The sequence below is a fragment of the Geomicrobium sediminis genome, from assembly GCF_016908595.1.
GTDB classification, from domain to species: domain Bacteria; phylum Bacillota; class Bacilli; order Bacillales; family Marinococcaceae; genus Geomicrobium_A; species Geomicrobium_A sediminis.
Genome location: NZ_JAFBEC010000028.1, coordinates 1 through 13,721, shown reverse-complemented (window position 1 = coordinate 13,721; position 13,721 = coordinate 1). Strand labels below are relative to the sequence as shown.

Sequence of the window (13,721 nt, the reverse complement as noted above, 5' to 3'; positions counted from 1 at the left end):
CATAAACAACTTTTTCTTTAAATGTGTCACTATATTTCACCAAACAAAACACCCCAAAAGTGAGTTTTTAACTCTAACTTTTGGGGTGCGGCACCCGGTGTGCGTTTCTAAATTATCGATAGAACTTCTCAGTAAAATACGGTTGATTCTCTTCGTTTATTGCAACGCCAACACCTAATCGTTCAAATTGGGATGCTACAATATTTTCCCGGTGGCCGAGAGAGTTCATCAACCCTTCGTGGGCAAAAATACTACTCGCTTGACCGTACGCAAGATTTTCACCAGCTCGTGTGAAGGAAATGTTATCTTCCTCCATTCGATCAAATGGCGTTTGTCCTGCTTGATTATTGTGATCAAAATACCCATTCTGAGCCATATCCTCACTATGATCCCGAGCCGTAACCCGTACGTCCTCACTCCACGTTAGCACACTTAGCCCATGTTGCACTCGGGCAGCATTCGTTAAGTCAAACAGCTGGTACTCGAAGCCTTCGATTAGCTCTTGGCTTTCATCCGCATAGAACTCACTTCTTTGTTGTTCTAAGCTTTCATCAATAATCTGAATGGCTGTTACGGTCTGATCTTGATGTTGATCATAAAAAATTGTGACATAAGATCCGTCAAGTTCGTAAACATCGTATTCACCGTTACTATTAATTTGATAACGCATGAGCCCCTTTGTCATCACTTCAAGCGGTTCACCTAACGCATCTTGGACACTTTGTCTCGAACTTCCGTGTTCAATTCCAAATTCCGAAGTGACGAGTTCTTGGTTCGTGAACAGCGCTCTCACTTGATCTTGCTCGTCGTAAGAAACCATAATGAATTGATGATAATCTTCATGATAGGCTTCCCAATCGACACCATACTCATTTAACGTTGCACGCTGGACTTCGCCTACCTCTGCTTCCACATCGTCTCTTACATCACCAAGTTCAATATTATGAATGGCAAATTGTTGAGTACCTGGCTCATCTAATTCAGGAAGGTTAGGCTCTGTTCGTTCCTGTTCATCCTGTTCAATATCAAACGGCAAAATCGCCGTTAGCCAGTCATTAAATGATTCCATCGCTTCATACAAGTTCAACTCACCGATCCATGATTCAATGACCGCATCTAGCCGTTGCCATATCGACTCGTTCTCTTGTGTCGATGCAGCGATTGAATTGCTAGTTAACACACTCATACAAAGTATTGCCGTACTTAGCATTTTATTCAATGCAACACGCTCCATACATCCTGACGTCGTATCTTACATCGTAGCCTTACTCTATTTATTTTAAAATACGATGAACAAAAAATTAAGTGACACATCTTGTAAAATCGATTCCCTACATCGAAAGGGTTTTACTTTTTCATCTAGAATCTTTGAAAAAGACACAGTTTCAATGACTAGCAAGTGGATGTAAAGGAGACGCTATAAGGGAGATTGGAGAAATAGCCGTTGTCTAGTTTATGAACATAGGACTCTCCCCTACAGATCGTTAAAACTCCTCATGAATACTCCTACACTCACTTGATAAGGAACATATGTTCGTATATAATAAAGAACGAAGACGTCCATTCGGAGGTGGTTTGGTGTTATATGCAGAGCCTAAAGTAAGCGCAAAGGAATGGAGAATCATTGCTAAAACGCTCGTTAGTGGAAGAGCGCAACAGGTCGATACGAAATTGACCTATTATGATGGCGTGAAACAAACGGTTACTGGAAAGGTGATCGATTGTAACAATACCGATCAAGTCGTCATTATCGACGATGGCGACCAATTTCATATCATTCCTTACCGCCATATTATGTTGGCAGCCTTAACCGTCAATGAATAATGACAGTGAGTGAGATGAACTTACTGTCTTTATTTATGTTATCAATGCTATGAAACAGCCTTTAAGCCTGTCACTCCGATGACGATGATCACAACACTTATGATTCTTCCTATGCTCTTAGATTCATTAAAAAAAGCCATATTCACGACTACTGCCGCTGCCGTACCAATGCCAATCCACACGGCATAAGCGACGCTCATTTGCAAATAGTTAAATGATGCATATAAGAAAACAAATGAGCCGCCAAACCCACCAAAGAATAGCAAGGCATTTTGAATGGTTTTGTTCGAACTAAACTTCTTCAATCCTATTACCCCAGCCACTTCTAGAATGGCTGCAATACTCACGTATAACCAACCCATGTTACGCCACCCCTTCTGCTTCAGAACTTTGGTCTGCAAGCTTTAATGCAATTACTCCAATAACGAGTAACCCCATAAACAATCCTTTTAACAAGCTAAATGCACCACCGAATATAAATAGATCCATAAGTGCTGTACCTACAGTTCCCGCTGCTGCAAAAATTGCATAAACCGTTCCTGTCGGTAATCCTTCACACGCTTTTGCTAAAAAATAAAAATCTACGAAAATGATTGGAATGATAATGGCCCAATGCCACCATTCACTTGCCACATTAAACCCAAACACCCAAAGCAATTCAAAGATACATGTTAAAATGACATACATCCAATATTTACTCATTTGATATTCCTCCTTTAGTAATGAATGAATGACTGTCAGTCATTTTTATAATAAATAAAAAACCGTTTAAAACGGCTTAGGCAGCTGACTACATTCAATAAATGACTGAATGTCATTCATATTTAGTATACCTCAAAATAAACTATTGTCAACTCCCGTCACCGACCTTGCAGAAAGTAAGAGAACGAGCTGAATGATTTGCTCATTCTCCTTTTATACTTACTCTTCTTCAAGACGCTTTATAACGGTTGCTTGTTGCGCTCTCGTTAATGGATGATTCGGATTCTGACCATTAAAAATCCCACGGTTCGTTAATTCTTCCCAAGCGTCGCGATGCGTTTCTGGTATGGTTTGACTCGGTTGCGCAAGAATTGCCTTTGCAAGTACCCCCATCGCATCACTAACATTCAATGTGTTGTTCTGGTAGGCTTCTTGCTCTCGTTGATTTCCAAAACGACGTAATACCGTTTCGAAGCGTTCTTTTCCTGAAGCCCATTGGAAATCTTCCGCTCTCACAATCATCAACCCCTCTTCAATCGGATTGCCATTAGGGTTCGAACGTTTCACTAATTGGAATTCAGCAGCAATGCCTAGTACATGCCCTCTCGCAATGGCATCAATCACTTCTGGTCTTTTTAATAAAGCAGCGTCTCGCTGACTATCAACAAACAATGACTCGGTTAACGCAGTTCTCATGTGTTGATATGTGCCACGTAACACTGCAAAGTTCGCAGACTTTAACCCTCGATCTGTTACACTTCCGAACGCTCTAATCTCACGTAATATATTTTGTTGCAAGTGATTTCGTAGACCCGGAAGGTTTGAGCTCGAATGCATAAACGTTTCTGTTCCATTCGAAGAACCGTTATGTGCATTCAAATGAATGGAAACAAAGCCATCCGCTCCCCATGCGACAGCCAACCTTGCTCGTTCATTCAAAGCAATAAACGTATCGTTCGTACGGCTCATGCTCACTTGGACATTTTCATAGTCTTGTCTTAAAAGGTCCCGCACTTTCAATCCAATTTGTAACACGAGATCCTTTTCACGCAGACCGTTTCCTTGCGCCCCTGGATCATGACCTCCGTGTCCTGGATCAATAAAAATTCTGGGCATAAGAAAACCTCCTCTTGATTACTTTACGCTAAATGTCATTTGCTGTACGTGCTATTGTCGTAGGGTATTCGCTCATTTTTCTCTAATCTGGCACTAAGACTTTTTAACGTTCTGCCCCTTTGTATGCGACCAGAGGCAGCATACACTAAAGGAACTAACAGAAATGAAGGGAGCTTACTTTAAAATGAATACGATTCGCAACGAAAAACTAACCGTTTCTGATCAAACACAAGTCGAGACATTCATTACAAAAGCACGAATTGGACATTTAGGAGTAACTGACGGTGATTTTCCTTACGTAGTACCGCTGAATTATGCTTATTATAATGACCAACTGTATTTCCATGGTGCAAACGAAGGGAAAAAGGTTCGTATTATAAAAGAAAACAATCACGCATGCTTTTCAATTTGTGATGAATACGGCACGATGGTCGATCCAGTTCCTGCCAAGACCGATACGGCTTATATGAGCGTGATGATTTTTGGGGAGATTGAAGAAGTCACAGATCTTGATGAGGCGACTCAAGCGATGCAAATGATGGTTGATAAATACGTACCAGGATATTATGAGCGAGCGGTTCGTAAATCACACGTTCAAAACTATCGATCTTCTTTAGGTGCTTCCACTGCTGTCTATCGGATCGATCCACAAACGATAACTGCTAAAGCTAACCCTCTCGACGAGGCCATTGCCTTTTTTCCAGGTCGACGCGTACATAAAGATGAAACTACGGAATAAAGCGAGTCGAAGAACCGTTTCGACTCGCTTTATTCCGTGTCTTTTGAGACTTTCGCATAGATACACGTATTTCTTAATTCATCCGTTTGATGAAGAGCAACATCGTCGTTTTGTAAGATTCCTTCTAACGTAAACCCTAATCGTTCTGGAACAGCGCGACTCTTTCGGTTCAATTCATCACAGCGAATCTCGATGCGATTCGCCTTTAACTCCTGAAAAGCAAACGTTGTAATGCCTTGGACCGCTTCAGTGATATAACCTTGGCGCTCGTGACGTTGATCAACCCAATAACCAATTTCAAATCGCCTCACATTCCAGTTGATTCGATGTAATCCTGTAGATCCTACAAACTGACCACTTTCACGATGAAAAATATGCAATCGTAGATCTTCCCTCGTTAAAAACCTCACATGTGCTTGACGAACTTCCTCTTCGACTTTTTCCATTATTGGCACTTCTTGGGCGAACGGCATCCAAGGTTTTAACGCTTCATGTGAATGCTTTAAGGCCTCATACACGACTTCCCCATCACCAAAACGCGGAGCTCTTATGTACAATCGTTCGGTATACATCTCATCAGGAAAATCAATCATAATCGGTTTCATTTGTGACCCTCCCTTATAGAAAAATGAGAAAGGAGCGAATGCATATCTTACGCTCCCTTAGCTTGCTATTCATTCTATCACACGAATGATTGATCCCACACTTGATTAATTTCGCGTAATCGAACATAAATGACATCGCCACTTCCATAACCATCGTTCACTTCTAGTCCAATATATTCGCTCGTAACAGTAATAAGCATGCCTTCAATGAAATTGTTATCTGTCGTTACTTCAATACGCGTACCTAACTTCGAATAGAGTTCTTTTTTCAATCGATAAAAAAACATCTTCTTCCCTCCTTTTATGAAACGCTCTGGATCGTCTCAATCTTCCGAATCGCAATTAATACTTGCCGATCACTATTTTCAATGATTACTATATAATCTTTTCGTACAGCAACTAACGTACCTGATGTCACCCCAAATGGTGTTGTGACTTCAACACTGCTTTCTTGTAATCGCTTTAATAAGCGGCGAAACGAGCCTTTGCACAACCAGTTAAACCAACGTCTCCAGAAGTTAATTATAATCACAGTACAGTCCTCCTTTTCATTAACGCTCTTACATAGTAGATTCAACTGCACTGCTTTCGACTGTAGTACAACCTAATTTAATGCCCGTTTTCTTAAGAAACCACATACGCCTACTAAGATAAACTCTAGATTTAATGAAACATTTGTTTAAAAAAGCGAGAAGCTGTTATTAAAGAATAAAAAAAAGATTCGTAAGCCATAACGTTTTTTGTCTACTATTGATGGGTACACTATACATAGGTAAACCACTTTCATAAGAAAAAGGTGCTTGATTATGCTAGATGCAGAGGAACGTTTTCTAATGACCCGTGAATTAGAGCGTTTACGCCAACAAGCAGCCGCCCTACACAACCTACAAATGACAACTTCAATTACAGCGATAGATGAACAAATTGACTTACTCGAGCTTGTACTCAAAGAACATTAATCAAAAAAAATAACAAGCAGGGATCCCTGCTTGTTATTTTTGCTTAATAACGATGAATAGAAACAATATATAACTGATCATTAAGATTGTACCGCCGACAATAAATGAAATCATCGTAAGTGTTGAACCGACTGTGTTGTACACCCACATACCGATAACTAAACCAGTCGTTCCGATAATCGCTGTCCACGTATGGACCTTTGATAACCAGCCTTGTGATGTGAAGATTTGATAATAGATGCCCCAACTAAATAGAGACAACCACCCAACAACAAGTGCATGTGCGTGCACCGCGCGTAATGAATAATCTCCAGCTCCTGCAAGATGGCCACCCATAAATACACCGAGAATACCAAATAAAGCAGACGTTACGAGTAATGGCTTAACGTTCTCTTTCAACACAATTGCCCCCTCTAACCTATTCTCTACTCAGTGTAGCATGGCTCCTTGAGGGACGCACAACAGACGGTTCTGTTGATGTGTCTAGAGTCTAACAATTAGACATGTGCTGCTGGCGTTGTTTTCTTCCAAAACCCAATCATCAAACCGCTCACCACTGCTCCGATGATAATGGCAACTGCATACAAGAGCGTATTCGTTACCGCTGGAGTTAACATCGTAAGCACGCCTCCGTGACCTGCCATAAGTGTCACATTAAAGAGCATCGATAAACCACCTGCAATTGATGAACCGACGATAATTGATGGAATGACCCGACCAGGATCAGCAGCTGCAAATGGAATCGCCCCTTCTGTGACGAAAAACGAGCCGAGTATATAATTCGTTTTCCCTGCGTCCCGTTGCTCTTGTGTAAATTTGCCTTTAAAGAGTGTCGTTGCGAGTGCAATTCCAAGAGGTGGCACCATCCCCCCTGCCATAATCGCCGCGTGTGGCCCGAACTGGCCAGCGTCAATCATCGCAATTCCAAACGTAAACGCTGCTTTGTTTACTGGACCTCCCATATCAACGGCCATCATTCCACCAAGAATAATGCCTAGGATAACAATATTACCTGTCTGCATATTGTTCAGCCAATTTTCTAATACGGAATTAAACGCATTTAACGGATCAATTAAGACGAAATGCATGATCATTCCTACAATAAGAATTCCAAACAACGGATAAAGTAGAATCGTTTTAATGCCATCGAACGTTGAAGGTAACTTCTGGAACAACTTACGCAATCCTAAAATGACATACCCCGCAAGAAAACCAGCAATCAAGCCTCCTAAAAATCCTGCATCCCCAGTTGTCGCCATGAACCCACCAATCATACCCGGAGCAAATCCAGGTCGATCCGCGATGCTCATCGCAATGAATCCTGCTAGTACGGCTACCATCAGTCCAAATGCATGATCGCCACCAATTGAACTTAAAGCTTCCGCAATGGGATGATAACTTGGGTCATTAGGGTCCGCTGCATTAATTCCAAATAAAAACGATAGCGCAATGAGAATTCCTCCACCTACGACAAACGGGAGCATATTCGAAACACCGTTCATTAGGTGGCGGTAAAATCCAAAGCCTGTTTTTTTATTCGCTGAGCCACCCGATTCAGCTTGGTCATTTCGATGATCGGACCGGTAATATACGGGTGCATCTTGATGTAATGCTTTCGTAAGTAATTCGTTTGGCTTTCGAATCCCCGCTGCAACGGGTGCCTCAATGAGACACTTTCCATGAAAACGATCTTTTTCGATTTTCGTATCTGCAGCAATGATCACTGCACTAGCCAGCTCAATATCCTCAGCTGTTAAGGCATTGCGTACCCCGTCAGATCCATTGGTTTCAACTTTGATCGTAATGCCTTGTCGTTTCGCCTCATCCTTTAAACCGTCTGCCGCCATATACGTATGCGCAATGCCTGTTGGGCAACCTGTAACCGCAACGATTTGCGGAGCATCTTCTGTTACCTTTTCATCATGATTAGATTCATTGTGATCTTGTGCATCAATAATGGATAGAATTTCTTCCTCACTACTCGCATGCAAAAGTGAATCACGGAACTCTGCACCCATCAATAATGAAGCAAGGCGAGATAACGTTTGTAAATGATCACTGTGAGCGCCTTCACTCGCTGCAATCATGAAAAATAAATGTGCAGGTTGACCATCTAATGAATCGTAATCGATGCCAGCAGAAGATCGACCAAAAGCAATAGCAGGCGTTGTCACCGCTTTGCTTTTCGCATGAGGAATAGCAACACCTTCACCAATGCCTGTTGAACCTTCGCGTTCACGTTGAAGAATCGCTTCTTTAAACAAATCCGTATCTTCAATTGCCCCAGCGTCATTCAACGTCTGAATCAATTCTTCAATGACCTCTTGCTTGGACTGGCTATTCACATCAAGGACAATTGTCGTTTGCTTAAGTAGCTCAGTAATCCTCATGACGACATTCCTCCCAATTCTTCATTGTCGTTTTACGATACATCTCCATCACATCTTGTTTATCACAAAATCCCATTTGAAATGCACTTGCTGAACCACAAGCAACAGCAAAGCGTACAGCGTCTAAATCGCCATCATTCACGTGCTTTGCATAAATAAAACCAGCTACTACTGAATCTCCTGCGCCTACGGAGTTTAAGACGTTTCCACGAGGTGGCTGATAGTGGTATACGCGTTCATCCTCTGCAAAATATAATGCTCCCCGACTTGCCATTGAAATGATTACGTGTGGAATGTTGTATTCTTGTTTGATCAGTGAACCATATTGATAAACGTCTTCTAAACTTACAATCGAACGATTGTACAATTCTGAAAGCTCATGATGATTGGGTTTCACAAAGTACGGCTTCGCCGCTAACGCTTCCTTTAATGAAGAGCCGTTTGCGTCTAAATAACACCGTACCCCTCGTTCACTTAATAACTTGATCCATTTATGATAGATAGACTGATCAACAGATTCAGGTACACTGCCTGCAAAAACAACGGTATCCTCTTTCGTTAACCCTAGTAATAAGGCTTCTAGATTGGCAAGATCTTTCTGAGTAATTACCGGAGAACGTCCATTAATTTCTGTCTCTTCAAGTGTCTTTAATTTTATATTGAGTCTCGTATCGCCATCTACTGACTCGAAACGTTCCGCTATGCCTTCACTCGTGAGTACACTTCGAATATATTCACCAGTAAACCCTCCAACAAAGCCTGTCGCCGTAGATGCAATGCCTAACCTTTGCAATACTCTCGATACGTTAATTCCTTTCCCACCAGGTTGCTTATCATCAGCCTCTGATCGATTCAAACGACCCGTTTCGAAGTTTGTGACGTTCACGATGTAATCAATGGCGGGATTTAACGTTACTGTATAAATCATCTACTCACCTCGATTGTCGTCAATTTCCCCAACGATTTCACCTTACTCTTATCCGTATGCGGTGATGTGATGATAATCGCTTGTTCAACCGCTTGAACATATGCAAACGAGACTTGATCGAATTTCGTATGATCTGCTAAAACAAAAGATTTCGCGCTATTGTCCATCGCTGTTTGTTTGACATTCGCTTCCTCAGGATCAGGTGTGGTGTATCCATCTAGCGCAACCCCGTTCATTCCGAGAAATGCATAATCAAATCGATAGAAACGCAAACTTTCTACCGCTTTCGTTCCAACTAAAGCGCCCGTTTGTGACTTAACTTTTCCGCCAATGATGTACGTCTCAATTCCATATTCCATTAACGTTTGAACGTGTTGGATTCCATTCGTGACGACAAGTAGATCTCGATCAGCTAAATAGGGAATCATTTCATACGTTGTAGACCCTGCATCAAGGTAAATACACGAGCCTGATTGCACTGCCTTTGCTGCATACATCGCAATTCCTTGCTTCTCTTCTTTGTTACGTGTCGTCTTTTCAATCATGCTCGGCTCATCATGACGACGTTTTTGTAATGAAGCACCACCATGAACACGTGTTAACTGTTCTTCTTTCTCCAATTCGATTAAGTCACGTCGAATTGTTGATTCGGATGCGACTACTGCATCAATTAATTGCTGGATTGTAACAACATCTTGTTTCTTTATAACTTCTAAGATCGCTTCTTTTCGCTTAATTGATAACATCGTTTCACCTTCTTTTAGAAACCGCTTACAAACAGTTTATAATCAAAATTATTCACAGTCAATCAATTTCATTCATAAACATTCAATTTCTTTCAAAAAAAAAAAGTACCAGCTTAAGCTGATACTTTTCTTCGTTTATGAGAATTCTTTCATAAGAACAGGAGCGATTTGCTTTTTACGGGATACGACTCCTTTTAATAATGCACAATTGTCATCCAGCTTCATCTCAAACGCACGCTCTACTTTATCAAGATCGGTACCTGAAGCAAGAATCGTTGAATCATTGTTCAGAATGTCTGTAATGACGAACAAGAAAACTTTCAATCCTTTTTCTTGAACGATTACATCTAATCGCTCTTCAATTGCAGCCTTCTGCTTGAGGACATCTTCAACATCTACCGTATTAACTTGAGCGATTTCTAAACGGTGAACCCCGACTTCAAATTCCTTTGCATCAAGTGTAACGAGTTCATTCACGGTCTTCTCACTAAGATCTGCGCCGGCTTTTAGCATGTTTAGACCGTATTCTTGTGCGTCAACTTCCGCAAGTTGAGCTAATTCTTCTGCCGCATCAATATCTTCATCTGTACACGTAGGTGACTTGAATAAGAGAGAATCAGAAATGATTGCCGATAACATAAGACCTGCAATATTCTTTGGAATCGCTATTTGATGTTCTTTGAAGATTTTAAGAAGAATTGTCGCTGTACAGCCAACAGGCTCAGCACGATAATAGAGCGGGTCCATCGTTTCAAAGTTCGCGATTCGATGATGGTCAATCACTTCAGTAATCTTAAAACGCTCGACATTCTCAATGCTTTGTTGGAATTCATTATGATCCACGAGAATGATTTCCTCTCGTCCTTCAACCACATCATCAGATGCAAGCACTGGGGCTTCTGTATTAAATTGCGTTAATGCATATTCCGTTTCTTTATTAATCTCTCCAAGTCGAACGGCAATCGCATCAGCACCTCTTTGCTGCTTAAAATACGCATAAGCAATCGCAGAAGTAATGGAATCTGTATCTGGATTACGATGTCCCGTAACAATAGCTTTTGACAATGGTAGAACCTCCTAGTTTTATCTCTATATAAGATCATTCATCGATTTGTTCACACCTTTGAGAATAACATTTTTTGTAGTAACCATTCAAATGAATTTATAAAACTTATTCCACCCATCTAGGTAAAAAGCATGAGAGTTTATTCAATTCAAGTTTCAGAGTTGGCGTCCGGGGTATATATGGAGTAACGGAGGTGAAGCCATGAATCGTTTCACCCAATTCATAATTGGGCTAAACAGTTTCTTAACTCTACTACTTGTCACAGCAGTACTTCTATCAATTTTTGATGTGTACAGCGTAATGTTACAAATCGAATTATGGCCCAATACAGCAGAGTTGTTCTGGGTATTAATCGGTATTCTTTCTTTCATTGCTCTCGTTAACTTAATCTTGTTCTTTAGCAGCTTTAGAATGGGTGGATCTCCACGTTCTCGAGGACAACTAGATGTTCGTACGCAAAACGGGACATTGTCGATTTCACAACAAACCATTGATTCTACAATCTATCGTTCGGTCAAACGTTTTGATGGAATTCGGGCGATTACAATACGCTCTCGCATTCACTCAGAAGAAGAGTCGCTCGACATTGCGATCAGTTTTTCAGTCATCGGAAATGAGCCTGTTCAACAACTAGCATCTAAAGTACAACGTGCAGTAAAAGAAGATGTTGAACACTTCTTAGAAGTCGCTGTCTCCACGGTCCAAGTGAACATTAAGGAACCAGAGCCTGACAATAGTCAAAAACAACGAGTAGTTTAAGGAGGGAGGGAATATGGACAATAAGGAAGTATTCGCTCGGTACAGAGGACGAATTATCGGCATTCTTGCCGCAATTCTGTTTAGCTTACTTTATTTCTTTGTAGGACTCTCAGTCGCAATAACCGTTTTCATCTTCTTATTTGTCGGTTACATACTCGGAAAATGGTTTGATGGAGACATCGATGTTGCTGGGTATGTAAATGCATTATTTCAACGCAGACGTTAATCTTTAATTCTAATAAAGGAGAGATTGTCCATGGCTGAAGCAACGAAAACTGAAAGAACTGAACCTAAGAAGGAAAGTACCAAAGTTCAAGAACAACGAGAGCAAGAACTTCAAGAAGTGAATCGATTCAAGCTAACATTTGATGACGAAGTGATTAAGAAGGTAACCGCAATCGCGACTAGACAAACCGACGGTATTCTCGGAATGAGTGGCAGTGTTTTTGAAGGTTTATCCGAACGATTTGGTGCTACACAGAACATTTCAAAGGGCATCTCTGCTGAAGTTGGAGAAAAGCAAGTCGCCCTCGATATTGATGTTATTATTGAATACGGCAAGAGCATTCCAACCATCTATCAAACCGTACAAGACAATGTAAGTAACGCCATTCGGGAAATGACTGGACTTGAAGTTATTGAATTTAATATGCACGTTGAAGATGTACTCACACGCAAAGAATACGAGGAGAAAGAAAACCGCAGCAACCAAACCTCTACAACAGATCGCGTCGAATAATCATGAAAGCCCAAATGAAGGTGTTCCCACCTTCATTTGGGCTTTTTTAATAGCAAGTAGAAATCAACATGCCGTCTCTATGTTACGACCCTACGCGTCTATATACAAAGTCTCCTTTACTAATCATTCCTACGACTATAGTTGGCCAATAAAAATAGCTCCTCTGCACCTAATGTTACGTCGTTAACTATGTTACATTTTGGTAAACGCATCAATGGAGGTTTATTCTATGATAGAACATGTCGTTGACGATGTTCGCTTTCACTTACATGAAAAGCATGATTTTCGTTGGATCAAGAAATTTGGAAAGGTTTTTGCTGTATACCCAGACAAAAACGATGGCTACCTCTGTTTCGGTATTAATCGTAACGGTGTAAAACGATATATTAAGTATGCAGGAGCAAAGACAGCGCTCTACTTTGGCAAACCCGAAGACGCTGTTGAGCAGCTAGAAAAGGCAAAACTTCGCTATGAGTTCCTAAAACACCCATCTCTCGTTAAGCTAACGCACCATGAAGATGTAGGCCCCGGCTATATGCTTGAGTATGAATGGATAGAAGGTGAAAACCTTTGGCGCTACCCTTTTGAAAAACTAGAGCTACAAGAACGTTTACAGATGCTCGAAACAATCTTTACTTTTCACGAGAAAGTAGAACAGAAGAGCTTTATAGCCATTGGCTTTAACAATGCGAGTATGATTTATGACGAGACGAACAAACGATTAAAAATCATCAACATCGATCATTATGAAAAAAACGAGCACATAAACAAGATGGAAAATGTCCTTCCTTCATCCCCTTTTGTTAGCCCAGAAGAATTAACATTAAACACGAAGCTAAATACGCGAACAAACGTATACCGTATGGGTGCAATTGCCTTCTCTGTATTAGGGAAAGATCAAAACTTAGCGGGTAGTCCGATGCACAAGGTGGCAAAACGTGCCATGAGTAAAGACTCGACAGAGCGATTTGAATCTGTACAGGACTTTCATCAGATTTGGAAAAAAGCTGTAGAAGTCAGCTTAGCTGTACAAGGTTATTAAATAAAGGATCAAAAAAACACGAAGTTCTTTTGAACTTCGTGTTCGCTTGCCAGGCAACGTCCTACGCTCACAGGGGGTTGCCCCCCAATTACCATCGGCGCTAAAG

The 13,721-nt window shown here is 41.1% G+C and carries 19 protein-coding genes; 7 read left to right on the top strand and 12 right to left on the bottom strand.

Annotated features, from left to right (window positions below):
• Positions 1-112: 112 nt before the first annotated feature.
• Positions 113-1,210: a CAP domain-containing protein gene (locus tag JOD17_RS21020; RefSeq protein ID WP_204699883.1), complete on the bottom strand. Its 1,098-nt coding sequence runs from the start codon at positions 1,208-1,210 to the stop codon at positions 113-115.
• Positions 1,211-1,578: 368 nt separating this feature from the next.
• Between JOD17_RS21020 and JOD17_RS21015 the strand changes: the two genes are divergently transcribed.
• Positions 1,579-1,824, top strand: a complete 246-nt coding sequence (locus JOD17_RS21015) for a hypothetical protein (protein ID WP_204699882.1) — start codon at positions 1,579-1,581, stop codon at positions 1,822-1,824.
• A 47-nt stretch (positions 1,825-1,871) separates the two neighbouring features.
• On the opposite strand, the gene JOD17_RS21010 is transcribed toward JOD17_RS21015, so the two are convergent.
• The 3 genes from JOD17_RS21010 to JOD17_RS21000 form a co-directional block, all read right to left on the bottom strand.
• Positions 1,872-2,186, bottom strand: coding sequence for a DMT family transporter (locus JOD17_RS21010; protein WP_204699881.1), 315 nt, complete (start codon positions 2,184-2,186; stop codon positions 1,872-1,874).
• Position 2,187: 1 nt separating this feature from the next.
• Positions 2,188-2,526, bottom strand: coding sequence for a DMT family transporter (locus JOD17_RS21005; RefSeq protein WP_204699880.1), 339 nt, complete (start codon positions 2,524-2,526; stop codon positions 2,188-2,190).
• A 219-nt stretch (positions 2,527-2,745) separates the two neighbouring features.
• Positions 2,746-3,642, bottom strand: coding sequence for an N-acetylmuramoyl-L-alanine amidase family protein (locus JOD17_RS21000; RefSeq protein WP_204699879.1), 897 nt, complete (start codon positions 3,640-3,642; stop codon positions 2,746-2,748).
• Positions 3,643-3,826: 184 nt separating this feature from the next.
• On the opposite strand from JOD17_RS21000, the gene JOD17_RS20995 reads away from it, so the two are divergent.
• Positions 3,827-4,381: a pyridoxamine 5'-phosphate oxidase family protein gene (locus tag JOD17_RS20995; RefSeq protein ID WP_204699878.1), complete on the top strand. Its 555-nt coding sequence runs from the start codon at positions 3,827-3,829 to the stop codon at positions 4,379-4,381.
• 29 nt (positions 4,382-4,410) lie between these two features.
• On the opposite strand, the gene JOD17_RS20990 is transcribed toward JOD17_RS20995, so the two are convergent.
• From JOD17_RS20990 to JOD17_RS20980, 3 genes are all read right to left on the bottom strand, one after another.
• Positions 4,411-4,986, bottom strand: coding sequence for a GNAT family N-acetyltransferase (locus JOD17_RS20990; RefSeq protein ID WP_204699877.1), 576 nt, complete (start codon positions 4,984-4,986; stop codon positions 4,411-4,413).
• 77 nt (positions 4,987-5,063) lie between these two features.
• Positions 5,064-5,273 carry a hypothetical protein gene (locus tag JOD17_RS20985; protein WP_169966638.1) on the bottom strand — a complete coding sequence of 70 codons (210 nt, stop codon included), beginning with the start codon at positions 5,271-5,273 and terminating at the stop codon, positions 5,064-5,066.
• A gap of 14 nt (positions 5,274-5,287) precedes the next feature.
• The gene (locus JOD17_RS20980) at positions 5,288-5,518 is read right to left on the bottom strand and encodes a hypothetical protein (RefSeq protein ID WP_169966639.1); all 231 of its coding nucleotides are present in this window, start codon (positions 5,516-5,518) and stop codon (positions 5,288-5,290) included.
• Between the two features lie 274 nt (positions 5,519-5,792).
• Between JOD17_RS20980 and JOD17_RS20975 the strand changes: the two genes are divergently transcribed.
• Positions 5,793-5,945: a hypothetical protein gene (locus JOD17_RS20975; RefSeq protein ID WP_169966640.1), complete on the top strand. Its 153-nt coding sequence runs from the start codon at positions 5,793-5,795 to the stop codon at positions 5,943-5,945.
• A 33-nt stretch (positions 5,946-5,978) separates the two neighbouring features.
• Here JOD17_RS20975 and JOD17_RS20970 read toward each other — a convergent pair whose 3' ends face one another.
• From JOD17_RS20970 to JOD17_RS20950, 5 genes are all read right to left on the bottom strand, one after another.
• The gene (locus JOD17_RS20970) at positions 5,979-6,344 is read right to left on the bottom strand and encodes a hypothetical protein (protein WP_204699876.1); all 366 of its coding nucleotides are present in this window, start codon (positions 6,342-6,344) and stop codon (positions 5,979-5,981) included.
• 98 nt (positions 6,345-6,442) lie between these two features.
• A complete protein-coding gene (locus tag JOD17_RS20965) occupies positions 6,443-8,335 on the bottom strand; it encodes a PTS fructose transporter subunit IIABC (RefSeq protein WP_204699875.1) in 1,893 nt (630 codons plus the stop codon).
• Positions 8,322-9,263 (bottom strand): 1-phosphofructokinase, encoded by a 942-nt coding sequence (pfkB, locus tag JOD17_RS20960; protein ID WP_204699874.1) that lies wholly within the window; start codon positions 9,261-9,263, stop codon positions 8,322-8,324. Before pfkB ends, JOD17_RS20965 begins: the two co-directional genes overlap by 14 nt.
• Positions 9,260-10,009 (bottom strand): DeoR/GlpR family DNA-binding transcription regulator, encoded by a 750-nt coding sequence (locus JOD17_RS20955; RefSeq protein ID WP_204699873.1) that lies wholly within the window; start codon positions 10,007-10,009, stop codon positions 9,260-9,262. Before JOD17_RS20955 ends, pfkB begins: the two co-directional genes overlap by 4 nt.
• A 135-nt stretch (positions 10,010-10,144) precedes the next feature.
• Positions 10,145-11,074 (bottom strand): manganese-dependent inorganic pyrophosphatase, encoded by a 930-nt coding sequence (locus JOD17_RS20950; protein WP_204699872.1) that lies wholly within the window; start codon positions 11,072-11,074, stop codon positions 10,145-10,147.
• A gap of 202 nt (positions 11,075-11,276) precedes the next feature.
• Between JOD17_RS20950 and amaP the strand changes: the two genes are divergently transcribed.
• The 4 genes from amaP (at position 11,277) to JOD17_RS20930 (ending at position 13,615) form a co-directional block, all read left to right on the top strand.
• Positions 11,277-11,834, top strand: a complete 558-nt coding sequence (gene amaP / locus JOD17_RS20945) for an alkaline shock response membrane anchor protein AmaP (RefSeq protein WP_204699871.1) — start codon at positions 11,277-11,279, stop codon at positions 11,832-11,834.
• A 13-nt stretch (positions 11,835-11,847) separates the two neighbouring features.
• Entirely contained in the window at positions 11,848-12,060 is a 213-nt protein-coding gene (locus JOD17_RS20940; protein WP_204699870.1) for a DUF2273 domain-containing protein, read from the top strand.
• A 30-nt stretch (positions 12,061-12,090) separates the two neighbouring features.
• Positions 12,091-12,573: an Asp23/Gls24 family envelope stress response protein gene (locus JOD17_RS20935; RefSeq protein WP_204699869.1), complete on the top strand. Its 483-nt coding sequence runs from the start codon at positions 12,091-12,093 to the stop codon at positions 12,571-12,573.
• 229 nt (positions 12,574-12,802) lie between these two features.
• Positions 12,803-13,615 carry a serine/threonine protein kinase gene (locus JOD17_RS20930; protein ID WP_204699868.1) on the top strand — a complete coding sequence of 271 codons (813 nt, stop codon included), beginning with the start codon at positions 12,803-12,805 and terminating at the stop codon, positions 13,613-13,615.
• The last annotated feature ends 106 nt before the right edge of the window (positions 13,616-13,721 follow it).